The organism is Hyphomicrobium sp. D-2 (assembly GCF_029872155.1).
In the GTDB taxonomy this organism is placed as follows: Bacteria; Pseudomonadota; Alphaproteobacteria; order Rhizobiales; family Hyphomicrobiaceae; genus Hyphomicrobium_A.
The window spans coordinates 1-23,938 of the sequence record NZ_JARXLA010000001.1 but is presented as its reverse complement, the minus strand read 5'-3'; the positions used below and the strand labels follow the sequence as shown (position 1 = coordinate 23,938).

The following is a 23,938-nucleotide window of genomic DNA, read 5'->3' as shown; positions in this document are numbered from 1 at the left end:
CGTGCTCCGACCTCGGCTGATACCCTGCCTGCTTGTCCATAACGGCGGACTTGTAAAAACACGCAAGTTTGCCGACGCGAAATACGTGGGCGATCCCATCAACGCTGTACGCATCTTCAATGAAAAGGAAGTCGACGAACTCATCGTCGTCGATATCGACGCCACCCGTCTGCAGCGTGAACCCGACTACAAGCTTATCAGCAATCTGGCCGTCGAATGCCGGATGCCGCTTTGCTACGGCGGCGGCGTCACCTCAACCGAGCAGCTTGAACGCATTATCGGCCTTGGCGTGGAAAAGGTGGCCATCAGCAATGCCGCCGTCACAACACCTCATCTCATTACCCAGGCGGCGCAACGTGTCGGCAGCCAAAGCATCGCCGTCGTCATCGACGTAAAAAAAACCGGTCTCATGCGTCGCTATGAGGTGGTGACGCACAATGGCACGCAGCGCACCGGGCTAAATCCGGTCGAGTTCGCACGCCGCACCGAGGAGCTCGGCGCCGGCGAAATCGTCATCAATTCCGTCGATCACGATGGCGAGATGTCAGGCTACGATCTCGACCTTATAGCCGCTATTCGCCAGTCCGTTTCCCTGCCTATGACTGTACTGGGCGGCGCAGGAACACTCGCCGACATTGAAAAACTTTTTGCAACCCACGGCATTATTGGCGCCGCGGCCGGTAGCCTGTTCGTGTTCAAGGGCAAATACCGCGCCGTACTGATTAATTATCCGAACAGAATTGAGAAAGAAGACATGTTGATGCGTGCAGGAGTTGACTCGTGAAGCAGATTCTCCAGTCGCTGCGATCCGGCACCACCGAAATTGCCGAAGTGCCATGCCCTGCCGCAGGGCGAGGGCAGGTTTTGATACGCACGCACCGCACGCTCGTGTCGGCCGGCACGGAACGGATGCTGGTCGATTTTGGCAAGGCCGGTCTCATCGGCAAGGCACGTCAGCAGCCTGACAAAGTGCGTCAGGTGTTGGAAAAGATCAAAACCGATGGTCTCGTGCCGACGCTTGAAACGGTTTTCAACAAGCTCGATCAGCCGCTGCCGCTGGGCTACTGCAACGTCGGCACGGTGCTCGACGTTGGCTCCAGCGTGACCGGCATAGATCCCGGCGCGCGCGTGGTATCAAACGGCAAGCATGCTGAGGCTGTCGCCGTTCCTGCCAATCTATGCGCGCCTGTTCCCGAAACTGTTTCCGATGATGAAGCGGCCTTCACGGTTCTGGGCGCAATCGCGCTGCAAGGCATCCGTCTCGTAAAACCGACGCTTGGCGAAACAGTCGTCGTAACCGGTCTCGGCTTGATCGGCCTGATGACGGTGCAGCTGTTGCGCGCCCACGGTTGCCGCGTGCTGGGCCTCGATTTCGATCGCGACAAGCTGCGGCTGGCACAGCAGTTCGGTGCTGAAACGGTCGATCTTTCCACCGGCACCGATCCCGTCGCGACGGCGCAGACATTCTCGCGCGGACGCGGCGTCGATGCCGTCATCATCACCGCGTCGACCACCAGCAACGAACCCGTGCATCAAGCCGCGCTCATGTGCCGCAAGCGCGGCCGCATCGTTCTGGTCGGCGTAACTGGCCTTTCGCTTTCCCGTGCCGACTTCTACGAAAAGGAGCTGATCTTCCAGGTTTCCTGCTCCTACGGACCGGGCCGCTACGATCCCAACTACGAGGAAAAGGGCCAGGATTATCCGGTTGGCTTTGTCCGCTGGACCGAGCAGCGCAATTTCGAAGCGGTACTCGATATGCTGGCCGATGGCCGGCTTGACGTGAAGCCGCTGATCTCGCACCGCTTCCCGCTGGCGGACGCTGCGAAAGCCTACGAACTCGTCACCGGCGACGAGCCATCGCTCGGCATCTTGCTCGAGTATCCGACGCGCGCTCAAACGCCGGACGCGATTCTGACCGATCGCACAGTCACACTTGCGCCAGTCATGGCTGCGTCCAACAGCAAGGTCGTGGCTGGAGTGATAGGCTCCGGCAACTACGCTACAGCGGTTCTCGTTCCTGCTTTCAAGGCGGCAGGAGCGCAGCTGGAGAACGTCGTTTCCAGCGCCGGTGTCAGTGGTGTGCATGCCGGTCGCAAATTCGGCTTCCGCAAAGCAACGACCGATGCGAACTCTGTATTCAACGACGGATCGATAAACGCGATCGTCATTTCAACGCGCCATGACAGCCACGCCGATCTCGTGTGCAGGGCATTGCAGGCCCGCAAACATGTCTTCGCCGAAAAACCGCTGGCGTTGTCTCTGGCAGAATTAGATACCATCGTTGCCGAGCGGCGCGCTGCGATAGCAGCGGGTTTCAACCCAGTCGTCATGGTGGGCTTCAACCGGCGCTTTGCTCCGCATATACAAAAAATCAAAACGCTGATTTCCGAGTCGACCGGGCCAAAGTCATTCGTCATGACGGTCAACGCTGGCGCAATTCCCGCCGATCACTGGACGCAGGACCGCGCAGCGGGTGGCGGACGTATTATCGGCGAGGCCTGCCACTTTATCGATCTTTTACGCTTCCTCGCCGACGCATCCATTACGGCGCAGCACGCCACCATCATGGCAACGCCAACCGGCGACACCGCTACACTGACGCTTGCATTTGACGATGGCTCGATCGGAGCGATCCACTATTTCGCGAATGGCAGCAAGGCGTTCCCGAAGGAGCGCCTCGAGATATTCGCTGGTGGTCGCATTCTCCAGCTCGACAACTTCCGCAAGCTCCGCGGATATGGCTGGCCGGGCTTCAAGACAATGAAGCTATGGCGACAGGACAAAGGCCAGGCCACCTGCGCCGCCGCATTCGTCGACGCAATTCAACACGGCGGTACAGCTCCGATCCCGTTTGCCGAATTGGTCGAAGTCTCGCGCGTTACGATCGCATTGGCTGGGGAGGTTCGATCATGAGCCGCACCGTTCAATGGATGGATAACAGATTTTTCCCCGAGCACGGCAAGAACTGGGACGACACACTATTTCGCGAACGCATCATCGCGCACTTGCGCCCGGAAAGCACTGTTCTCGATCTTGGTGCCGGTGCTGGCATCGTCAAACAGATGGATTTCCGCAATGGTCCGCAGGGCCGGCTGGCGGCGCGGATCTGTGGCGTAGATCTCGATCCGCGGGTCGAGCAAAATCCATGTCTCGACGAAGGCCGGCGCGCAGATGGCGGATCGATTCCCTACGCTGACACCTCGTTCGACCTTGTATTCGCCGACAACGTACTCGAACATCTTAGCACGCCGGCAGAAGTGTTTTCGGAAGTCGCGCGGGTCTTGAAACCTGACGGCCTGTTCCTCTTCAAGACGCCTAACAAGTGGCACTATATGCCGCTGATCTCCCGTTCCACACCGCACGCATTTCATCGCTGGATAAATCGTCGTCGCGGACGGAATGAGATCGACACCTTCCCAACGGTGTATCGGGCTAACAGCCGCCGAGACATTCATCGGTTGGCCGCACAGACCGGCTTCGCGGTAGAAAACATCGAACTGATTGAAGGCCGCCCCGAATACCTCCGCATGCACCCGATTACCTATGCGGCCGGCTTGGCTTACGAGCGCACGGTCAATATTTCACGGCTTCTTTCCAACTATCGCATTCTATTAATTGGCACACTGAGAAAAATTTCATGACCACCATTGATATTGTTGCAGGTGCGCGACCGAATTTCATGAAGATCGCGCCGATCATCAAGGCACTGGGACAACACAAGGCAAACGGCGGCAAACTGCGCTACCGGCTTGTGCATACCGGCCAGCACTATGACGCACGCATGTCGGGCGACTTCTTCACCCAGCTCGGCATTCCAGAGCCCGACATCAATTTGGAATCCGGCTCCGGTACACAGGCCGAGCAGACCGCAGCCATCATGGTGCGCTACGAGAAACTGCTGCTCGACGCGCCGAGCAAACTTTGCCTCGTCGTCGGCGACGTAACCTCGACGATGGCGTGCGCAATCGCGGCTCAGAAGCTGAAAATTCCAGTTGCCCATGTCGAAGCGGGTATCCGCTCTGGCGACTGGGGCATGCCGGAAGAGATCAACCGTATGGTGACTGACGCCATAACCAACTGGTTCTTCACCACCAGCTCATGGGCAGGCGACAACCTGAAGCGCACCGGCGTGAGCGACGATCGCATCTTCTTTGTCGGCAACACCATGATCGACACGCTGCTCGCCAACCTTGAGCGTCTGCGTCCGCCGCCGTTCTGGGACGAACTGAAGCTGGAGCCCAGCGGATACTTCGTCGTCACGCTGCACCGGCCCGCGAACGTCGATGGCGTAGCTGCCTTCGAAAATCTTCTGCGTGCCATCGGCGAAGGGACGCGCGGTCTGCCGGTCATTTTTCCGGTGCACCCGCGCACGGCTAAAACGTTGCAAGCTATTCCGGGGCTGCCGCCGTCTATCCACTTCGTTGAACCGCAGCCCTACTTCGAATTCAACTACCTGACGCGACACGCCAAAGCCGTTATCACCGACTCCGGTGGTATCACCGAAGAGACAACGGTCATGGGCGTGCCGTGCATGACGATGCGCGACAACACCGAGCGGCCGGAAACAGTGGAGCTCGGCACCAACGAACTCCTTGGTACCAATCCAGCGGCGCTGCAGCCGGCGCTCAATCGCCTTTTTGCCGGTCAATGGAAAAGCGGGCGGATCCCCGACCTATGGGATGGAAAAACAGGCGAACGTATCGTCAGCACGGTTGATCGGCTGCTGGCGCCGTGACATCGCATTTCAAAAAGTCGCGTCTGTACTGGAATACCGTGCGCCATCTGCGTCCAACGCAGATCTTGGGGCAACTGCGCTTGCGCACGCAGCCTCCGCCGCGTCCCGATGCGCGGCCTGCACCTCCTGTACGGCGGCAGCGCGGAATGTCTTGGACGTTGCCCGCGCGGCGCCGACAAAGTCAGACCGGCGCAAACACGTTCCTATTCCTCAACACGCCTGGAACGCTTGCCGGTTGCGGATGGGACGACGCCGCAGTTCCGATGTTGTGGCGCTATAACCTGCACTATTTCGACGATCTAAATGCGGAAGGCGCCGCTGCACGCGCGCACTGGCACGGTTATCTCATCCAGCGCTGGATGGCAGAAAATCCGCCCGCGCAGGGTGTCGGCTGGGATCCCTATCCAACGTCACTGCGCATCGTGAACTGGATCAAGTGGGCGCGCGCAGGCAACACCCTGCCCAGCGCAGCACTCGATAGCCTCGCAATCCAGACGCGATGGGTGCAGCGTCGGCTTGAACGCCATTTGCTCGGCAATCACCTGTTCGCCAACGCCAAAGCGCTCGTATTTGCCGGATGTTTCTTTGCCGGTGAGGAGGCGAGCCGCTGGCTGCAACAGGGCCTCGACATCCTTACTCGCGAGATACCGGAGCAGATCCTGTCCGACGGCGGACACTTTGAGCTCAGTCCGATGTACCATGCACTGGCGCTGGAGGACATGCTCGATCTGGTGAACATTCTGCGCGGTTCCGGCGTCGATATCCCCGCATCGTGGCACGATATAATTGACGCCATGCGCGCCTGGCTGCGCACCATGAGCCACCCGGATGGCGAGATTTCGTTTTTCAATGACGCCGCCATTGGCATCGCACCGGCGCCAGCGGAGTTAGAGCGCTATGCCTCTGATCTCGGCTTTGGCCAGCTCTCGTCTCCCTCCGGCTCGCTGACCTGGTTGCAGGATAGCGGCTACATCCGGCTTGAAGACGAGCATGCGGTCGTCCTTATCGATGTGGCGCGGATCGGACCGGATTACATTCCGGGCCATGCCCATGCCGACACCCTGACGTTTGAAATGTCCGTCCACGGCCAGCGCGCAATCGTCAATTCCGGCACGTCCGAGTACGGCAGCGACCCGGAACGCCTGCGCCAGCGAGGCACCACCGCGCACAACACCGTCGTCATCGACGGCGAAAACTCGTCGGAGGTCTGGTCCGGATTTCGCGTTGCCCGCCGCGCCTACCCGCAGGATGTTTCCGTTACGCAAGATGGTGAGACCTGGGTGATTACGGGCGCTCACAACGGCTACACCCGCCTTGCCGGGCGTCCGATCCATCACCGAACATGGCGTTTCTCGGCCGGTCATCTCACCGTTCAGGATCTCATTTCCGGACACTATCGCCACGCCGCCGCGGCATTCCATTTCCATCCGCAAACCACCGCCAACCTGATGGCTTGCAATAGCGCCGGTTCGCTCCGTTACGACCAAGCCAAGACAGACGCCTCGCTAAGACAACCGCTCTACTTTCAATTGTCAGGGACGCGAGGCCGCATAGAGCCAAGCACGTGGCACCCTGAATTCGGCAAGACATTCCCTTGTCAAAAGCTCATTTCCGACGTCGCCAATCATCAGAGCCAAATTCATTTTTCCTGGATCGAGTAGATGCATATTCTGTTTCTCACCGACAATTTTCCGCCCGAGGTCAACGCTCCTGCAAGCCGCACATTCGAACATTGCCGCGAATGGGTGAATGCCGGTCATCGCGTCACCGTCATCACCTGCGCGCCCAACTTTCCCCGTGGGCAGGTATTCGATGGCTACCGCAATCGGCTGTTCGCGCGCGAAGAGATGGACGGCATCGAGGTTGTGCGCGTGTGGAGCTACATCACCGCCAACGAAGGATTTCTGCGACGCACGCTCGACTACATGAGCTTCATGGCTTCGGCGACTCCAGCCAGCCTGCGCGTCGATCGGCCAGACATAATCATCGCTACTTCCCCGCAGTTCTTCACCGCCTGCGCCGGTTACATCGTCAGCCGCCTGCGCCGCGTGCCGTACATTTTTGAGCTGCGTGACATCTGGCCGGAATCGATCCGCGCCGTTGGTGCGATGAAAGAGTCGCGCGTGCTGGACTGGCTCGAAAAGCTGGAGCTGTTTCTCTATCGAAAGTCTGCCGCGGTCATCTCTGTCACTCACGCGTTTAAACGCATTCTGAGCGAGCGCGGTATTGACCCCGGGAAAATCCAGGTTGTCACAAACGGCGCGGACCTATCGCTGTTCAAGCCGCGCCAGCGCGACGCAGAACTGACTGAAGCGCACGGGCTCACCGGAAAGTTTGTCGCTGGATATATCGGTACCCACGGCATGGCCCACGCGCTGCAAACGTTGCTTGATGCGGCAGAGATATTGCAGGAGCAGGGCCGCGATGACATCCACCTGCTATTCCTCGGCAACGGCGCGACCAAGGCGCACCTCGTTGCACGAGCAGCTGAGATGAATCTGCGCAACGCAACCTTCGTCGATTCAGTGCCAAAATCGGAGGTGGTGAAATACTGGTCGCTGCTGGACGCAAGCATAATTCACCTGCGCAAGACCGAGCTTTTCGCAACGGTCATTCCGTCCAAGCTGTTTGAATGCATGGCAATGGGCATACCGGTTTTACACGGCGTCGTGGGCAGATCCGCCGACATCGTGCGCAACGAGAATGTCGGCCTGCCGGTGGAGCCTGAAAACGCCCAACAGCTCGCCGCCAGCATTGTCAGGCTCAAGGACGAGCCCGAATTAATCAGTCAGTTCCAGCGCAACGGTCCGATCGCCGCCGCCCGCTATGATCGCAAGTCGCTGGCGATGAGCATGCTTCAGCATATTGAGCATGTAGCGGCACGATCAACGGCCCGCGCCGACACTACGAACCGGCCGGATACGCCAGCATCATCTGATGCGGCCGGCGCATGAAGCGGTGGTCATTCTCGCGATTGGCCCCAGCCAAATGCACCGCCTACGGCAGCGGGCCGGTGCGATAGAGCACGATGCGCAGGCCACCATGCAGCACCGGTTCCGCCGTCAGCGAAAACGGCAGGCCGGTTGCCTGCGCGAGTTGCTCCTCATTGGTCACCAGCCCGACGCGCCAGCCGCTGAAGCGCTTCAGCAGCGCATCGCCCATGGTGCGATAAAGCAGCTTCAGATTGGCTCGGTTGCCGATGCGATCACCGTAGGGCGGATTAATGATCACGATGCCCGGCTCCGCGCCTTCCGGCGGCGTGATGTCGGCGATGTCCATCTCCTGAAATGATGTGATGTCCGCCACGCCAGCACGCTCGGCATTCTCCCGGCTCATGCGGACGGCGCCTGCATCGATATCGCTGCCGTAGAACCGCACCGCCGGCTTCGAAGCAACATGTGCTTCGCGCATCGCCCGCCATGCCACATCATCAAAGCCCTTGAGCTTTTCGAACGCAAACCGGCGCGCACGTCCCGGCATCAGAGCCGACGCCGTCTCCGCCGCTTCGATCACGAAAGTGCCCGATCCGCACATTGGGTCCAGCACGGTCTGCGTGCCATCGAAACCGCATTGACGCAGAAACAGCGACGCCATCGTTTCACGCATCGGCGCCTTGGCAACGGCCTGCTTGTGTCCGCGCTTGTGCAGCAACTCGCCCGACGTATCGACCGCTACCGTGCAGATGTTGTTCTCGATGCGCACCTTGATGCAAACGTCGGCGTTCTCGTCAGGAACAGCGTCGACCTGCTCCGTGATCGCCTGCGCGATGCGCTCCTCGGCGGCGCCCGAGTGATACACCTTCGAGCTCTTGCATGTGGCCTCAACGCGGAACGGCATCGCCTTGCGCAGCACTTGCCGCCACGGCACCGTTTTCGCGCGGCGCTCAAGCTGCCCCAGGTTCTTCACGTGGAAGCTGTCGATCCGCGCATAGACCTTGCCCGCGCCGCGCAGCTCAAGATTGGCGCGCCACACATCCGGCCAGCCGCCCTTCATCTCAACGCCACCCGGCACGGTCTTGGCCTTGAAACCGCAGGCGCGCGCCTCCGCGCACAACGGTCCCTCAAGGCCCGGCGTCGCAACCAGAAATATCTCGAACTGCTGATCCTGCTTCATGCCGTGGGGGTGAAACCTTTTGTAGGAATGTGCGAGGGGCGTCCCGAATGTTGCAGCGCCGCCACGCCTGACCAAAATCGTGCGCCGCTAAATGCTACTCACTGTCGGTGACGCCTGCCCTTAAGCCATGGAATAGAAACATAAAACTATACCACGCAAGTAAACTATCCAACGGCGGCCGCAGACCTGTCTGGACCCGATCTAAATCATTGGGATTGAAGTGAAACGCCAGCCAGCGTTTTTACTCCTCTGGCAATGGCAGGCGCCCCGGTGAGGGGCAACCCACAGGTTCGCGTAATCGGGGATCGCATGATTGGCACGCTAGTCTATGAACTCCACCGACGCGAGGAAGGCCGCCTGCGCTCGTTTTTCATGCGGAGACTGCGCAACGCCGCTGACGCGGCCGACGCCACCCAGGAAACGTTCCTGCGCCTGCTGGCGGCATCGCCGGCAACGCCGATCGAACAGCCCAACCATTACCTCTATCGGACCGCACAGAGCGTCGCCGTCGACCAGAGCCGCCGCGCCATCAGCCGTTCGCGCGTTGAATGCCCGATCACCGACGAACGCGCGATCTGGAACATCGCGTCCGACGCACCAACCCCGGAAAAGGAAGTCATCGACCGCGAGCGTCTGGCAAAGTTCGAAGCCGCCCTGATGACGCTGCCGCCAAGAGCGCGCGCCGTTCTGCTGCTGAGCCGCAAGGAAGGCTGGACCTTTGCCGCCATCGCCGATCATCTCGGCGTGTCCACCAGCACGGTTTATAATGAACTGCGGATGGCGATGGCCCACTGCATGGACGCCATGGCGCGGCTGGACAGGGACTGAGCGATACGCCCGTCAACGCGCCAGCCCGGTTTGCACCCAATGCGAATGCTGCTACCTCCTGCCGTGACGAAGGCGATACACGCATGGCCGCGGCGATGGTCGCGGCGCATCCGGGGGCAGCGGTGACGCAGGACGACCAGAGCAACGCGCACGCGCAGGCTTCCAGCCCCGGCAATGAAACGCAGTATCGGGACGAGGCGCTGGACTGGTTTGTGCGTCTGCAGGCGGCCACCAACGACCCTGCGGTCCGCCGCAATTTCCGCGCCTGGAGCGAAAGCGACCCGCGCCGCGCAGCAGCCTTCGCTGAAGTGGCCGCATTGTGGGGCGAGCCGGAATTCCTGAAAGCGGCTGAAAACGTCGCCGAAGCTACCCGGCCCGCCAACGCAACGCGCAAGCGACGCCGCAACGTCACGACGGCCGCAACTGCAATCCTGCTGTTGTGGGGCGCGACCCATGCGTCCGATATCATGCTGTGGGCACGCGCCGACTACATGACCGCGACTGGGGAACAGCGCGCGATCAGCCTGCCCGACGGCTCGCGCATGATCCTCAACACCGCTTCTGCCGTTGCCGTCAACTTCACCGACAGCAGCCGCGCCGTTCACGTGCTTGAAGGCCAGGTATTCTTCGACGTCGCGCGCGACACAGCACGCCCATTTGTTGTCGATGGCAACTACAGCCGCGTCAGCGTCACCGGCACCGCGTTCGATGTTCACCTTGAAAACAACGTTGATGACGTCGCCCTCGCCCGCGGCCAGGTTGCGGTCAGCAGGCTCGCACAACCGTCCGATCACACCGATCTGGCGCCCGGAGAAGCCGTAAACGTTGGCCCAGCGACAATGGCTTCCGTGCGCGCCATCGACACCGCATCGGCATTCGCCTGGGTTGAAGGCCGCATCACATTCGATCAGCAGCCCTTCGGTCACGTGCTGAAGCAGCTTCAGCGCTACTACGGCGGCCGCGTCGTCGTGTGGAACAGCGCGCTGCAAGGCACCGCCGTCAGCGGCAGCTACAAACTCGACGATCCCGCGCTCGCCATCCGCTCGCTGGCGGAGGCGGCAGGCGCGAAAGTTACGACACTGCCGGGCGTCATCATCCTGCGCTGACTTCGCTGACGCGACGGCTCGGGCAGATTCCGAAAACTTTTTTTAAGAGATCGTCGGTGGTCCTGCGTCCTTAGCGTTGAGGCCGGTGCAAACCAGCCCCAGCGTATGAGGGAATTGAGTAAATGGCGTTGAGTAAGTTGGCGCGTATCGCCACCAGCCGTGACGCGCGCGTCACGCGATCCGTTTTCACCTTCGTGCTGCTCAGCACGACGATGCTGACACCCGTAGCCGCACCATTTCAGCCCGCTTTCGCCCAGGGCGCGGGGCAGACCCAGGCGCGCAGCTTTTCCATTCCGGCGCAGCCGCTATCATCGGCACTCAGCGCCTTCATTACGGCCAGCGGCTGGCAGGTGGGCTATTCCTCCAGCATCGCCAGCGGCGTCACCGCGCAAGGCGTATCGGGCACGATGTCGCCAGAGCAGGCATTGCGCACGCTACTGTCGGGCACCGGCATTTCAGTGCGCATGACCGGCGCCAACACCGCAACGCTGGTGCAGGAAAGCGCTGGCGCAGAAGGCGCAACGGTCGATGGCGCAATCGCACTCGACACGATCGATGTCAGCGGTGGCGCGGGCACTAGTACATCAGTTTATACGCCATATGAGACGCCCGGCGCAGCAGCGCACATTTCCAGCCAGACCATTGAACGTTTTCGCGGCACCAGCCCAGCGGATATCTTTCGTGGCACACCGGGCGTGATGTCGGGTGAATCGCGCAACAGCGGCGGTCTCGATGTGAACATCCGCGGCATGCAGGGCATGGGGCGCGTCGCCACCACCATCGACGGCGCCGAGAATGCTGTATCAATCTATCAGGGGTATCAGGGCGCTTCCAATCGCACGTTTGTCGATCCTGATTTCATCTCGTCCATCGACATCAACAAGGGCTCGGACGTCGCATCCCGCGGCATCGCCGGAACGGTGACGATGCGCACCGTGGATGCCGACGACATCGTAAAGCCCGGTGAAACATGGGGCATGCGTGTCAAAGGCAGCTTCGGCACAAATACATCATCGCCGGAAGCCGGGGCGCTATCGGGATATGCCTATCCCAGTCGACCGGGCCGGCCGCTCGTTGAATCTCCCGATGGCATGGATCGCCCGAGCATATTGCAGCCAACCAACGGCGCAGCAAGTATCCTTGCTGCCACGAAAGGCGATAACGTCGATCTCGTCGTTGGCTATGCGCATCGCAAGCAGGGCAACTACCATGCGGGCAAAAACGGACCCGCAGCCGAAGCCATCAACGCCGGCCCAAGCGACATCTGCAACACCAACGGCATCTGCGAGCACTGGCCGCAGTACTTCTACAACCCCGGCATCAGCAGCTATCGCGCAGGCGAAGAGGTGCTCAACACCGAGCTTGAAACGCGATCATGGCTCGGCAAAGCAACCATCCGCCTGAACGACGAGCACACGCTGCAACTGGGCTACACTGCATATCGCGGCGAAGCTGGCGACCGGATGGCCTCGCAGTTGACCTCAAAGCTCACACAGTCAACACAGCAAAGCCAAACCGCAGGAACAAGCCTCGACACCGGAACGCTGCGCTACCGTTGGAAACCAGTCGACTCCAAACTGTTCGAGCTGAAAGCCAACGTTTGGCTGTCTGATCTCGAACAGCGCAATCCGCCGCGTAACGCTTACGGCACACAGCCGCCGACACTCGGATTGCCTGTCGGCTATCGCACCGGCGCCGACACGATCATGTACGGCGGCGACGTCAGCAACACATCCACATTCGATAGCGACCAACTCGGCGCCCTCAGTCTCAGCTATGGCCTGTCATGGCTCACTGAGGACACGCGACCGCGTGCGTACGCCGACATCATCGAAGGCTGGCTCAATGTGCGTGACGCCAAGCGCGACGAGGCCAGTGCATTCGCCAAGGCGGCATACACACCGTGGGATTGGATGACGGTGAATGCCGGCCTGCGATACTCCGAATATAGCATGCTCGACCGCAAGACGTGGGCCAACGCGGTGGAGTATCTGAATAAAGATCCGCGCCGGGAAGATAGCGGCTTCAGCCCCTCAATCGGTGTCACGTTGCAGCCAATTGATGGCGTTCAGCTCTATGCCAATTACTCCAGCTCGCTGCGCTATCCCAGCCTGATGGAGGTTTCCTCCGCCTTCACCCTGATCATCAATCCTGATCTCGGTCCCGAGCGCGCCAATAATTGGGAAATCGGAGCCAATCTGCATAAGGACGGCGTGTTTACAGCGCGCGACCGCGGCATGATCAAGCTTGGCTACTTCAACTGGAACATCGAAAACTACATCTCGCGCCAGTGGAGCGAATACGAGCCCAATCGCCTCGGCATGCGCATCCTCAATCTCGATAACGCGAAATTCTCCGGTCTGGAGTTTTCGGGTCATTACGAAGTCGCCGGTTTCAGCGCAGACCTCGCCGCCAACTATTATCTGGGCATAGAATACTGCTCAAAAGGCCAACCCTGCGACAGCAAATCGCTATATTCAGATTACGCTACCAACCACGTACCGCCGAAGTACTCCATCGACCTCACGGTTGCACAGAAGTTGCTGAAAGATCGCCTGACAGTCGGCGGCCGCGTTTCATACGTCGGTCCGCGCGCTATTGGCCATGGTCAGATCACGCAGACCGGCATGAGCAGCTTCATCTCGCAGATTAAATGGAAGCCCTACACGCTCGTTGACGCCTTCGCCGAGTACAAGATCACCGATCAGCTTAAAGCCAGTGTGTCCGTTGAGAACATCACCGATAAATACTACGTGGATCCGCTTGGCCTTGTGAACCAGCCGGGGCCGGGCCGTACCGTGCGCATGGGATTGACCGCTGAGCTGGGCGGCGGCAGCGACGTCACCCTGCCCGCAATAAACAATCTGCCGTCGCTCGCTGAAGCAGGAGAGTGGCGTGGTCTTTACATGGGTATCCACGGCGGCATGTCCCTGGGCCGCACCAAGGGCACGACAACAGCTCTCGACGGCACAAGCGATCCCGTATCGATAACAGAATCTGTAAATCTCGCACTACGAGATAATTTCTTCGGCGGCGTACAGGCAGGCTTCAACTGGCAGCTTCGCAATCGCTTCGTTGTGGGCCTCGAAGTTGATTACTCAACTTCCAACCTCGCGACGCTGCATGAAGCGCGCGCAACTGAGACATCCCTGAATGGACTCAACGTGCTGCAAGCGGCAACACTTTATGAGATTGACTGGACATCCAGCTTGCGCGGCCGTCTCGGCTATGCGTTCCAGAATGGCCTGCTGCTCTACGGCACCGGCGGCTATGCACTGGCCAGCGAAACCGCCCGCCGAAGCCAGTTCCGCTCAACCAGCGGCAACAACCGGAGCCCGAACGGAACGGCCACTACATTCGCATTCCAGGAAGAAACCAAAGAGCTGCGCTCAGGGTGGATACTCGGCGCAGGCACTGAATACGCAATCGACAACCACTGGTCGATCAAGAGCGAATACACATACAGCCACTTTGGCAACCACGACTTCGCATTCCCGCTCGCTAAGTCCGGCACGGGTATTCCCTACACCTATCAGGGCGTAACCAATCCCGGCAGCTTCAGCATCGTGAATGGACGCAACGCATCCAATTCGATCGACCTGCATACACTCAAGGCCGGTTTGAATTATCGCTTCTGATGGCCACCAATACTGCACCCGGCAAAGAACATTTTTACCGGGTGCAGTATTTGTTAATCGTCCGATGCGTCCGAGAACTGGTTTTTCGCCTGCACCATTTCCTGCGGTGAGATGAAACCGTTGCGATCAGTATCGATCGACGCAAACTCCGGCAGACGCTTGCCGGACGACGACTTGTAAGCCGCCCATTCCTCAATCGTGATCGCTGAATCCCGGTTGGTATCGGCAGCCGAGTGCATGCCGAAGTGCCGGCCATCGCCAGCCCGCCGGTCGGCCGCCGGATCTTTTCCCAACGTCCCACCGCCAGCAAATGCTGACGATCCAAACGACAAAGCTAGCAGGCTGAAAGCGATTTTCCCGAAGGCCGATTTCATGGCGGTTGCTCCTGTGAGGTGTATCTGACACCCCACAACCGTCATGGCCGCGGATGGTTCCGACATCAAATCTGATTAAATTGATATATTACAGCCTGTTGCGCAGCCATGCTGATGTACCATGAAAGCTTGAGCACTAAAAGGCCGGCAATCCACGCATTGGGCGCATCCGACGGGCGCTCGCGGGCGCCGCGATTCACAAAATTCGACGCTTGCCGCCAAAAGCATTGCAAACATCAACAAATTCAGGAATTTCGCGCAGGCAATACGTTGCGGATAATGCGAACAACCAAATCTGGCAAGGGCTTTTCAGCATGGGCGCAGCTATCATGACCGCAGCGAATGCAATGCAATCGAAGGAGCGGGCACAATCGCCTGACCAGCAGCCAAACGCCGACACTCTGGTAAAGCGTCTCGCCGACACGCTGCATCGCCTGAACGAGCAGATTGAGGCGGCGGTGAAAGCAGGTGCCACGGTCGAACTGATCCGCGCATCGCGTTATCACAACGGTGCCGGTCAATGGGGGGATCAGATGATGCCCATCGTGCGGCTGCCGGACATTCCCGACCGTAGCGAATAAACCAGCGCTGTCATTTGGTCTAAGGCTCGCGTGTTCCTTTTTGCCTTGCGCGCCGACGGCAAATGCCTGCAGGTCGCCAGTGAATATTCTGGTGGCCGACGACTTCAGGACCACCATTACAAGGATAATGCACCCATGAATGTGCACGAAAGAGCGCCGAACTGCGAGCCCGCCGCCGAGCTTACGCTGGAACGCAAGCTCAGCCGTATGCCCGTTCGCAGCGGCACGCTCGGTCCTGAGGTTATCGAAGTTGGCAAGCTCTATCGCGACACCGGTTGCTTCACCTACGATCCCGGCTTCACGTCCACGGCCAATTGCACGTCGCGCATCACCTACATTGATGGCGATGAAGGCGTGCTGCTCTATCGCGGCTATCCGATCGACCAGCTTGCCGAGCGCTCAACCTTTCTTGAGGTGTGCTACCTGCTGCTGAACGGCGAACTGCCGACCACGGGCCAGCTCGATGAATTCCGCGGCACAATCAACCGCCACAACATGCTGCATGAGCAGGTGACGCGGTTCTTCACCGGTTTCCGGCGCGATGCGCACCCGATGGCCGTGATGGTTGGCACCGTTGGCGCGCTGTCAGCATTCTATCACGACTCGACCGACATCAATGATCCGGCGCAGCGCGCAATGGCGTCCAATCGCATGATCGCCAAGATGCCGACGATCGCCGCCATGGCCTACAAGTATTCGATCGGCCATCCGTTCATCTATCCGCGCAACGATCTCGATTTCGCGGCAAACTTCATGCAGATGTGCTTCGCCATTCCATGCGAGCCCTACAAGATCGACCCGATCCTTACCCGCGCGCTGGATCGCATCTTCATTCTGCACGCAGACCACGAACAGAACGCCTCGACTTCAACCGTGCGTCTTGCCGGTTCTTCCGGCGCAAATCCGTTCGCCTGCATTGCCTCCGGCATCGCCTGCCTGTGGGGCCCGGCGCACGGTGGCGCCAATGAAGCAGCGCTCAACATGCTGATGGAAATCGGCTCGGTTGATCGCATCCCGGAGTACATCAAGAAGGCCAAGGACAAATCGTCCGGCTTCCGCCTGATGGGCTTCGGTCATCGCGTTTATAAAAACTACGACCCGCGCGCCAAGGTGATGCAGAAGACCTGCCACGAGGTGCTCAACGCGCTTGGCATCAAGCACGACCCGGTGCTGGAAGTTGCGATGGAGCTGGAGCGCATTGCGCTGCAGGACGAGTATTTCATCGACAAGAAGCTCTATCCAAATATCGACTTCTATTCCGGTATCACGCTGCGCGCGCTCGGCTTCCCGATGTCGATGTTCACGGTTCTGTTCGCTATAGCGCGCACCGTCGGCTGGGTCGCGCAGTGGAATGAGATGATCGAAGATCCCGAGCAGCGCATCGGCCGTCCGCGTCAGCTTTACCTCGGCCCGGCAGAGCGCAATTTCGTGCCGATGGATCAGCGCAGCTGACCGATCCGCGCCGGCTCGCAATGAAAAACGGAGCTCAAGCCATCAAGGCGGGCGCTCCGTTTTTGTTTCTGAACCGCACGCACGTGATTTGTGCGCCAGGAATGAATCAGAAAAGATCGTCCGGCAGCGCCATGGTGGAATTGCTGCCTGACGCAATCGCAGCTGCAAGGCCTTGGGTTTGCGGTAACAAACGCTCGCAATAGAACCTCGCGACCACAAGCTTGCGTCGCTCCAACAGCCTATCGCCCGCGCTCGCCGCAGCAGCCATCCGCACCCACATCCAGCCGATCGCCGTCAGAGCGAACAACTTCAGGTAGTCGGTAGCCGCAGCACCCACCGCTGCCGCATCGCTTTGCGATGCAGCCTGCAGCACCGCCGTTGTGCTTTCGAGCCGAGCCAGCGCCGCAAGAACTTCTGTAGCAACGTCCTTTACGCCCGGCGCCGCATGGGTTTCTGCTGCCGCCTCGACATCCCGGCGCACCAGCGCAAAGAACCGCTTCGGCAACGCGCCACCTTCCAGGCTCAGCTTGCGGCCCGCAAGGTCCATCGCCTGCACGCCGTTGGTGCCTTCGTAGATCTGCGTGATCCGTGCATCGCGCACAAACTGCTCCATGCCCCACTCGCGGATATAGCCGTGGCCGCCGAACACCTGTTGCGACAACACCGCCACGTCGAAGCCGAAGTCGGTGAATGCCGCCTTGATAACCGGCGTCAGCAGCGCAACCATGCCATCGGCTTCAGCGCGCGTTGCAGCATCCGGATGGCCTGCAGCGATGTCCATCTGCAATGCCGTCCAGATCGCCAGCGCGCGACATCCATCGGCCAACGCGCGGCCGGTCATCAGCATGCGGCGCACATCGGCGTGCTCGATGATCGGCACCGGCCCGCGCGCGCCATCCAGCGAGCGGCCCTGCAAACGCTCACGCGCGTAAGCCACAGCCTTCTGCGTTGCAGCTTCAGCAATGCCGAGCCCCTGAATGCCAACGAACAGCCGCTCGGCATTCATCATCGTGAACATGGCGTTGAGACCACGGCCCGGCTCACCCACCAGCCAGCCGATGGCCCCGTCGTAATTCATCACGCATGTTGGCTGGGCGTGGATGCCCATCTTGTGCTCCAGCGAACCCACCGACATCGCGTTGCGTTCACCCAAGCTGCCATCGTCGTTCAGCAGAAACTTCGGCGCCAGAAACAGGCTGATGCCTTTGACACCCTTCGGCGCATCGGGCAGCCGCGCCAACACCAGATGCACGATGTTGCCGCCGAAATCATGATCGCCTGACGATATGAAAATCTTTGTGCCAGTGATGCGATAACTACCGTCGCCGACGGGTTCAGCGCGCGTTGACAGCAGACCGAGATCCGTTCCCGCCGATGCTTCAGTCAACGCCATGGCGCCGGTCCACTCCCCCGCAACCATCTTCGGCAACCAGATCGCCTTCAGCTCATCGCTGGCATGATGCGCGACGGCTTCCACGGCGCCGCGCGTCAATCCCGGAAACAGACCGAACGACATGTTGGTCGCCGACAGCATTTCATCGAGCAGGATCTGTACCACGCGGGGCAGCCCCTGACCGCCGAAGGCAACGTCGCCGGAAAGCCCCGGCCATCCCGCGTCAACGAACGCGCGATAAGCCTCCTTCACGCCCTTCGGCGTCACAACGGCACCGTCGACGATACGCGCGCCTTCCTCATCGCCCGGACGATTGAGCGGCTCCAGCACTTCGCGACAGAAGCGGCCAGCCTCCTCCAGCACCGCGACCGCAAAGTCCGCCGTCAGTTCCTCGTGGCCGGGGAGCGCTGCAATCTGCGCGTCAAACCCAAACACGTTTTTCAACAGGAAGCCGACATCATCCGTCGGCGGCATATATGAAGACATTGCGCGTAGTTCTCCGGCACCCGGCTGTTATTCCTGCGGCCGTTTATAGCTCAGTGCCGCAGACGATCGCGCCCGCGCACGTGGTCGCGCATGAACTGTCTCAGCTGGCCCGCAGCAAGCGCAACCATCGACGATCAATGCCTTCCGATTGCGCTTAAACCGCCAGCGCGGCCAGCAATTGCCGTGGCTGGCGCACCAGACTGGCCAGCGTCACGCCATCGAGCACCGCGAGATAAGCGTCCATCGCATCAGCCAGCGAACGCTTGAGCAGACACGGGCCCATAATCGGACAGGAATTGGTCGCGCGAAAGCATTCGACCTGATCGAAATCTTCCTCGGTGGTGCGGATCACGGCGCCCACGGTGATCTGACTTGCATCGCGCGCCAGCTTCAACCCGCCGCCACGTCCGCGCTGCGCCTCGACCCAGCCATGGCGCGCCAGATTGTTGACCACCTTCATCAGATGGTTCTGCGAAATGCCATAGACGCGCGCGATCTCCTCAATCGTCGCCCGCTCGTCGGGACGGGCGCCGAGATACATCAGCACGCGCAGTGCGTAATCGGTGTGAGTGGTCAACCTCATCTGATTTTGTTCGCCGCTTGTTCGCCAGTGTGCAAGCCCAAATGCGCTTCCAACATGCCGCCACACCGACGCATCCACAAGCGAGCGCCGGCTGCCCATCAAGGATCGCCGTTAATTCATGCGCGAACAATACATATTTGTCGCATGTATAAGATGCATAAAAAATGCATGTTATAGGCCAAGACAAAAAAAGCTGCTGGGGAGCATCTGTCATGGACCAATCAATCCGCCCCTACCGATCAACGCCGATTTTCGACCAGACGACACTGCCCCGTGCTCTGCGACAGGAGCATTCGACCAAGGCAGGCGTCTGGGGCGTGATCAGAATCCATTCCGGGCGGCTGCAGATTGCATATCCCGACGATGGCATAGAGGCGGTGCTTGATCCCGAGCATCCCGGCCTGGTTCAGCCAGAACAGAAGCATTTCGTGACCCCGCTTGGGCCGATGCAAATGCAGATCGACTTCTACGACCGCGTGCCTGTTAGCGACGCCCACTAATCCATTTCAAAAAACATCGTCAGGAGCATGTTGATGTCTAAGACAGTCAGCACGAGCACGATTGCGCTTGTTAAAGCCACCGTCCCCGCACTTGAGGCCCACGGACTGGACATTGTCCGCGAAATGTATTCGCGCATGTTTCGCAATCCGGAAATCCGCGATCTTTTCAATCAATCGCATCACGATGGAGTCGGCGCCCAGCCCCGCGCGCTGACCGGCGCCATACTTGCCTATGCCAGCAACATCGACAATCTCGCGGTGCTCGGCCCTGCGGTTGAGCGCATCGCCCAGAAGCACGTTGGCCTGCAGATCCTACCGGAGCACTATCCGCACGTCGCCGATGCACTGTTGGGCGCCATCAAGGCCGTGCTCGGCGATGCCGCAACGGACGAGATACTCGCCGCATGGGGTGAAGCCTACTGGTTTCTCGCCAACATCCTGATCGAACGCGAACGCAACATCTACACCGAGCAGAAATCCGCCGATGGCGGCTGGAACGGCTGGCGCGACTTCCGCGTCGAAGAAATAATCGAAGAAAGCCAGCTCATCCGCTCGTTCGTGCTGCGCCCAGCCGACGGCGGCAGCATCATCAGGCACAAACCGGGCCAATACCTGACATTCTGGCTCGACGTGCCCGGTCATCCGCCGCTGAAGCGCAACTATTCTATCTCCAACGCCCCCAACAGCGCCGTCTATCGCATCTCCGTGAAGCGTGAACCACAGGGCCTCGCGTCGGGATGGCTGCACGATAACGCCAAGCCGGGCACCATCCTCAAGGTGTCGGCACCAGCTGGCGAATTCTTCCTGCCAGAGAACGTTGAGCGCCCGGTTGTTCTGCTGTCCGGCGGCGTCGGCCTCACGCCGATGGTGTCGATGCTGGAAACTCTCGTCGAGCGCGGCAGCGCCGTGCCGGTGCACTATATCCACGGCACGCAGAACCGCGCCACGCATGCCATGCGCGATCACGTACGCAAACTCGCCAGCAACGGGACGGCTGTATCAATCACCGCTTTCCACGAAGAACCGCTGACCGACGAAGTGCAGGGACATCACTACGAGCAGGTCGGCCGAGTCACTGACGAATGGCTGCTGACGAATACGCCCGTCGATGTCGCTGACTACTTCATCTGTGGCCCGCGCCCGTTCCTGCACGCAACGGTCTCTACGCTTGCCGCAGCGGGCGTACCGGCCAGCCGCATTCACTATGAGTTTTTCGGCCCCGCCGATGAAGTTCTAGCGGCCTGACTTGAGCAGACAGAACTTGCGAACGCCGCACCTTGCAGCGTTCGCAACTAGCTTAGCTGACCGGAAGAAGCAGCGTCCACACAAGGGCGCTGCTTTCCGTTTTTCTCTTCACCCATCCACCTCTCCGCATACCTCGGACCCCGATGCTGCGAAAATTCCGCTCCACCGTGTCGCGACTGCAAAAGCGCATCCGTAGCTCACTGTTCGTGCCCATCCTTGCCGGCGCCACCTTGCGTGAACGATTGCTCGCGTGTGTCGGCGCACTGGTCGGCATCCTGCTCACCGGATTTATCTGCCAGGCGCTTTACGGCGACAGCATTTACTTGCCGCTCATCGTTGCGCCGATTGGCGCTTCGGCCGTACTGCTGTTCGCTGTGCCATCCAGTCCGCTTGCGCAGCCCTGGCCGATCATCGGCGGCAACGTCATCTCCGCCATAATCGGCATCGCATGCGCCAATCTCATCGACCACGCGATTATTGCCCCGGCGGTTGCGGTTTCCGCGGCAATCCTGCTGATGTCATTCACGCGCTGTCTGCATCCGCCCGGTGGCGCCACTGCCCTCACCGCCGCAATTGCGCATTCAGACTACCTGTTTCCCTTTCTGCCCGTCGGCCTCAACTCATTTCTTCTCGTTGCCATCGGCATCGGGTTTCATGCGATGACGCGCCGTAAATATCCGCACGTCGCAACGCCCGCCGCGCAGGCAAGCCACGGCACGAAGGATCTGCCCGCACCCGCCCGCGTCGGCATCCAGAGCGCCGACATCGACGCCGCGCTGGCGTTGCTCGATGAAACATTCGACATCGATCCTGCCGATCTTGAGCGGCTGCTGCGGCAGGTGGAGCACGAAGCGCTTGTCCGCACCAATGCCGAAACGCGGTGTGGCGATATCATGTCCCGCGATGTCATATCGGTAGACGCCGATTGCGCCCCGGCGATAGCGCGCGCACTGCTGCTCAAGCATAACCTGCGCACGCTTCCGGTCACAGATCGCGACGGTCAGCTGCTGGGCACCGTTGGCCTGCGCGAACTGACACCCGGCGACGACAAGGTCAGCGCTGTTCTTTCCGAGGCTGTCACCGCATCCGAGCACGATCCCGCGCTCGCGCTGCTCGCACCGCTCACCAACGGCCGCACGCATGCCGTCGTCATCGTTGGTAATGATCGCCGCGTGCGTGGCCTTATTACTCAAACGGACCTGTTAGCGCTTCTCGCGCAGAAACTCTCAGACCGACGCGCCGCCGCCTAGGTTTCACGGCGCGCCACCCATCCAACGTTGCGGCGATGTAACGGCTCAGCGTTACCACTCGCATCACCACACCGCACACAGCAAAACGCAGCCACTCCGAAAAGCGACTGCGCTTTCACTTTATCTTCGGTACATGCGGTCCGATCGCAACCGGCCTACTCTCCGAACGTATGCGTGAACCCGATGCGCGCCGTCCGGCCGGGCGATGGCATGGCGGTGGTCGACAGCGGGCCGTAATAATACTGGTCGGTGGCGTTCTCGACGCTGAAATTCAGCATCGTCTTCTCGCTGAGCTGATAGCTTCCGAACAGATCGAACACCACAAAGTCCGGCCAGGTGTTCTGGAAGCCGATCAAGCCGGGTCTCGTCGTCGGCCAGTCGGTGCCGATGCGGGTCGATGAGAAGATCACGCGTGTGCCCAACGTCAGCGACTGGTCGAACAATCGCACACCCGCCGTGACGCTGCCGCTCCACTCCGGCGGCACATAAGTTGGCGGTGTTACGTTGGAAATGACTTCACCGAAGTTGGGCATCCGGCACCCGGTTGCTCCGGTGCAATACTCTGCCTTCAGATATTTCGTGAAAGCACCCTCAGCGAAAAACACACCGGCGTCATACGAACCCGACAGCTCCAGGCCGTGATAGTTGGCGCGATCAATGTTGGTAAACTCATACGGGCCGGAGAATACACCGCCGCCCGGCACCAGCGCATAGAGAATGAAATCATCGTACTGGTTGCGGAAATAGCTCGCCTTAAAACGCGCCTTATCGCCATCCATCAGAACATTATCGCGCAGCACATTGGCGCCGAACTCCGTGTTCTTTGACACCTCGCCCCTGATGTTCGGATTTACACGCAGCAACGCCGTCCGAAAATCCCAATAGAGTTCGCGCAAACTTGGGGCACGGAAGCCTTCGGTGTATTGCGCATAGAGCTGCAAGCCGTCGAATGGCTTCACGATCAGACCCGCGTTCGGGCTGAACCGCTCCTGTTCTTTATCCGGGTGATTAGCGGCAATGCGCTTGCCTTCGGCCGAGTAATGGTCAAACCGCGCCCCGGCCGAAAGCTCCAGCCAGTTTGTCGGCTCAAGCGTTGTCTTGCCATAGGCGCTTGCTAGATTGCGGACGCCGTTCGGACCACGGCTTTCGCGCCAGCGTTCATTGGTTTCGGTTGCGAACGCCACCTCTTGCCGGTATTCGCCGCCGGCATCCACAGTCAACTCGCCGACAGCGGTTGTGATAACGGAGCGGTTGGAAATGTCTGCGCCGGTTGTTTCCATGCTGTGGTTGCGGCCCACGTAGGTCCAGCCGATATCCCGCGTGTGCTCAAGGTCCGCATACCACAGGTTGGCTTTCACGTTCAGCAGCCGGTTGTCCGACGGCGCGTAACGGTAGCGTGCGGTGTAGGTATCGACCTTTGTGCGGCTGAGATTGCGCTGCCCGTAGTTGAGGCCCAGCTGCGGTTCATCAACAACTTCGCCGGCAAGGCTGTCGAATCAAGCAGCAACCAGCTCCAGCGACTGGCCGTCGCCCCACTTACACGTGCCCTTCGCCAGCAGCGAGGTCCGTCTCCGCGGACGTATTGTAAACTTCATCGCCCGGCGCGACACGCGCGTTGCGTGCACCTCCAGAAAGGCAAAGCCGTCTGGAACGT

General features: G+C 60.1%; 19 protein-coding genes. 14 read left to right on the top strand and 5 right to left on the bottom strand.

Annotated features, from left to right (window positions below; genetic code table 11):
* Nucleotide 1: 1 nt before the first annotated feature.
* The 6 genes from QEZ49_RS00095 (at nucleotide 2) to QEZ49_RS00070 (ending at nucleotide 7,689) form a co-directional block, all read left to right on the top strand.
* Nucleotides 2-784, top strand: a complete 783-nt coding sequence (locus QEZ49_RS00095) for an AglZ/HisF2 family acetamidino modification protein (protein ID WP_280383025.1) — start codon at nucleotides 2-4, stop codon at nucleotides 782-784.
* Complete coding sequence (locus QEZ49_RS00090) at nucleotides 781-2,913, top strand: bi-domain-containing oxidoreductase (RefSeq protein ID WP_280383024.1); 2,133 nt, start codon at nucleotides 781-783, stop codon at nucleotides 2,911-2,913. The genes QEZ49_RS00095 and QEZ49_RS00090 overlap by 4 nt, the downstream gene beginning before the upstream one ends.
* Nucleotides 2,910-3,641 carry a class I SAM-dependent methyltransferase gene (locus QEZ49_RS00085; RefSeq protein WP_280383022.1) on the top strand — a complete coding sequence of 244 codons (732 nt, stop codon included), beginning with the start codon at nucleotides 2,910-2,912 and terminating at the stop codon, nucleotides 3,639-3,641. Before QEZ49_RS00090 ends, QEZ49_RS00085 begins: the two co-directional genes overlap by 4 nt.
* The gene (gene wecB / locus QEZ49_RS00080) at nucleotides 3,638-4,735 is read left to right on the top strand and encodes a UDP-N-acetylglucosamine 2-epimerase (non-hydrolyzing) (protein ID WP_280383021.1); all 1,098 of its coding nucleotides are present in this window, start codon (nucleotides 3,638-3,640) and stop codon (nucleotides 4,733-4,735) included. The genes QEZ49_RS00085 and wecB overlap by 4 nt, the downstream gene beginning before the upstream one ends.
* A 146-nt stretch (nucleotides 4,736-4,881) precedes the next feature.
* Complete coding sequence (locus tag QEZ49_RS00075; RefSeq protein WP_280383019.1) at nucleotides 4,882-6,396, top strand: alginate lyase family protein; 1,515 nt, start codon at nucleotides 4,882-4,884, stop codon at nucleotides 6,394-6,396.
* Nucleotides 6,397-7,689, top strand: coding sequence for a glycosyltransferase family 4 protein (locus QEZ49_RS00070; protein WP_280383017.1), 1,293 nt, complete (start codon nucleotides 6,397-6,399; stop codon nucleotides 7,687-7,689). It abuts the gene before it with no gap.
* A 43-nt stretch (nucleotides 7,690-7,732) separates the two neighbouring features.
* On the opposite strand, the gene QEZ49_RS00065 is transcribed toward QEZ49_RS00070, so the two are convergent.
* A complete protein-coding gene (locus QEZ49_RS00065) occupies nucleotides 7,733-8,848 on the bottom strand; it encodes a class I SAM-dependent RNA methyltransferase (RefSeq protein WP_280383016.1) in 1,116 nt (371 codons plus the stop codon).
* A gap of 309 nt (nucleotides 8,849-9,157) precedes the next feature.
* Here QEZ49_RS00065 and QEZ49_RS00060 point away from each other — a divergent pair, with 309 nt between their 5' ends.
* The 3 genes from QEZ49_RS00060 to QEZ49_RS00050 all read left to right on the top strand — a co-directional run bounded on the left by QEZ49_RS00060 (nucleotide 9,158) and on the right by QEZ49_RS00050 (nucleotide 14,420).
* Nucleotides 9,158-9,676, top strand: a complete 519-nt coding sequence (locus tag QEZ49_RS00060; protein ID WP_280383014.1) for a sigma-70 family RNA polymerase sigma factor — start codon at nucleotides 9,158-9,160, stop codon at nucleotides 9,674-9,676.
* Nucleotides 9,677-9,759: 83 nt separating this feature from the next.
* A complete protein-coding gene (locus QEZ49_RS00055; RefSeq protein WP_280383012.1) occupies nucleotides 9,760-10,782 on the top strand; it encodes a FecR domain-containing protein in 1,023 nt (340 codons plus the stop codon).
* A 122-nt stretch (nucleotides 10,783-10,904) separates the two neighbouring features.
* Nucleotides 10,905-14,420 carry a TonB-dependent receptor gene (locus tag QEZ49_RS00050; protein ID WP_280383010.1) on the top strand — a complete coding sequence of 1,172 codons (3,516 nt, stop codon included), beginning with the start codon at nucleotides 10,905-10,907 and terminating at the stop codon, nucleotides 14,418-14,420.
* A 53-nt stretch (nucleotides 14,421-14,473) separates the two neighbouring features.
* On the opposite strand, the gene QEZ49_RS00045 is transcribed toward QEZ49_RS00050, so the two are convergent.
* Nucleotides 14,474-14,794, bottom strand: coding sequence for a hypothetical protein (locus QEZ49_RS00045; protein ID WP_280383008.1), 321 nt, complete (start codon nucleotides 14,792-14,794; stop codon nucleotides 14,474-14,476).
* Nucleotides 14,795-15,123: 329 nt separating this feature from the next.
* Here QEZ49_RS00045 and QEZ49_RS00040 point away from each other — a divergent pair, with 329 nt between their 5' ends.
* On the top strand, nucleotides 15,124-15,375 hold the full coding sequence (locus QEZ49_RS00040; RefSeq protein ID WP_280383007.1) for a hypothetical protein: 252 nt from the start codon (nucleotides 15,124-15,126) through the stop codon (nucleotides 15,373-15,375).
* Between the two features lie 135 nt (nucleotides 15,376-15,510).
* Nucleotides 15,511-16,827 carry a citrate synthase gene (gltA, locus tag QEZ49_RS00035; protein WP_280383005.1) on the top strand — a complete coding sequence of 439 codons (1,317 nt, stop codon included), beginning with the start codon at nucleotides 15,511-15,513 and terminating at the stop codon, nucleotides 16,825-16,827.
* Between the two features lie 106 nt (nucleotides 16,828-16,933).
* Here gltA and QEZ49_RS00030 read toward each other — a convergent pair whose 3' ends face one another.
* Both QEZ49_RS00030 and QEZ49_RS00025 read right to left on the bottom strand, forming a co-directional pair.
* Entirely contained in the window at nucleotides 16,934-18,706 is a 1,773-nt protein-coding gene (locus tag QEZ49_RS00030; RefSeq protein WP_280383004.1) for an acyl-CoA dehydrogenase, read from the bottom strand.
* 154 nt (nucleotides 18,707-18,860) lie between these two features.
* Nucleotides 18,861-19,289 carry an Rrf2 family transcriptional regulator gene (locus QEZ49_RS00025; protein ID WP_280383002.1) on the bottom strand — a complete coding sequence of 143 codons (429 nt, stop codon included), beginning with the start codon at nucleotides 19,287-19,289 and terminating at the stop codon, nucleotides 18,861-18,863.
* Nucleotides 19,290-19,501: 212 nt separating this feature from the next.
* Between QEZ49_RS00025 and QEZ49_RS00020 the strand changes: the two genes are divergently transcribed.
* The 3 genes from QEZ49_RS00020 (at nucleotide 19,502) to QEZ49_RS00010 (ending at nucleotide 22,284) form a co-directional block, all read left to right on the top strand.
* Entirely contained in the window at nucleotides 19,502-19,789 is a 288-nt protein-coding gene (locus tag QEZ49_RS00020; protein WP_280383001.1) for a DUF1971 domain-containing protein, read from the top strand.
* A 33-nt stretch (nucleotides 19,790-19,822) separates the two neighbouring features.
* On the top strand, nucleotides 19,823-21,034 hold the full coding sequence (gene hmpA, locus QEZ49_RS00015; protein ID WP_280382999.1) for an NO-inducible flavohemoprotein: 1,212 nt from the start codon (nucleotides 19,823-19,825) through the stop codon (nucleotides 21,032-21,034).
* A 143-nt stretch (nucleotides 21,035-21,177) separates the two neighbouring features.
* Nucleotides 21,178-22,284, top strand: a complete 1,107-nt coding sequence (locus tag QEZ49_RS00010; protein WP_280382997.1) for an HPP family protein — start codon at nucleotides 21,178-21,180, stop codon at nucleotides 22,282-22,284.
* A 155-nt stretch (nucleotides 22,285-22,439) separates the two neighbouring features.
* Here QEZ49_RS00010 and QEZ49_RS00005 read toward each other — a convergent pair whose 3' ends face one another.
* The gene (locus QEZ49_RS00005; protein ID WP_280383671.1) at nucleotides 22,440-23,741 is read right to left on the bottom strand and encodes a TonB-dependent receptor; all 1,302 of its coding nucleotides are present in this window, start codon (nucleotides 23,739-23,741) and stop codon (nucleotides 22,440-22,442) included.
* Between the last annotated feature and the right edge of the window lie 197 nt (nucleotides 23,742-23,938).

Coding starts and splice junctions, on each gene's coding strand:
- QEZ49_RS00010 (WP_280382997.1), top strand. CDS start 21,178: ATGCTGCGAAAATTCCGCTCCACCGTGTCGCGACTGCAAAAGCGCATC.
- QEZ49_RS00045 (WP_280383008.1), bottom strand. CDS start 14,794: ATGAAATCGGCCTTCGGGAAAATCGCTTTCAGCCTGCTAGCTTTGTCG.
- QEZ49_RS00055 (WP_280383012.1), top strand. CDS start 9,760: ATGGCCGCGGCGATGGTCGCGGCGCATCCGGGGGCAGCGGTGACGCAG.
- QEZ49_RS00060 (WP_280383014.1), top strand. CDS start 9,158: ATGATTGGCACGCTAGTCTATGAACTCCACCGACGCGAGGAAGGCCGC.
- QEZ49_RS00085 (WP_280383022.1), top strand. CDS start 2,910: ATGAGCCGCACCGTTCAATGGATGGATAACAGATTTTTCCCCGAGCAC.
- gltA (WP_280383005.1), top strand. CDS start 15,511: ATGAATGTGCACGAAAGAGCGCCGAACTGCGAGCCCGCCGCCGAGCTT.
- wecB (WP_280383021.1), top strand. CDS start 3,638: ATGACCACCATTGATATTGTTGCAGGTGCGCGACCGAATTTCATGAAG.
- QEZ49_RS00040 (WP_280383007.1), top strand. CDS start 15,124: ATGACCGCAGCGAATGCAATGCAATCGAAGGAGCGGGCACAATCGCCT.
- QEZ49_RS00075 (WP_280383019.1), top strand. CDS start 4,882: ATGTCTTGGACGTTGCCCGCGCGGCGCCGACAAAGTCAGACCGGCGCA.
- QEZ49_RS00050 (WP_280383010.1), top strand. CDS start 10,905: ATGGCGTTGAGTAAGTTGGCGCGTATCGCCACCAGCCGTGACGCGCGC.
- QEZ49_RS00070 (WP_280383017.1), top strand. CDS start 6,397: ATGCATATTCTGTTTCTCACCGACAATTTTCCGCCCGAGGTCAACGCT.
- QEZ49_RS00020 (WP_280383001.1), top strand. CDS start 19,502: ATGGACCAATCAATCCGCCCCTACCGATCAACGCCGATTTTCGACCAG.
- QEZ49_RS00065 (WP_280383016.1), bottom strand. CDS start 8,848: ATGAAGCAGGATCAGCAGTTCGAGATATTTCTGGTTGCGACGCCGGGC.
- hmpA (WP_280382999.1), top strand. CDS start 19,823: ATGTCTAAGACAGTCAGCACGAGCACGATTGCGCTTGTTAAAGCCACC.
- QEZ49_RS00025 (WP_280383002.1), bottom strand. CDS start 19,289: ATGAGGTTGACCACTCACACCGATTACGCACTGCGCGTGCTGATGTAT.
- QEZ49_RS00030 (WP_280383004.1), bottom strand. CDS start 18,706: ATGTCTTCATATATGCCGCCGACGGATGATGTCGGCTTCCTGTTGAAA.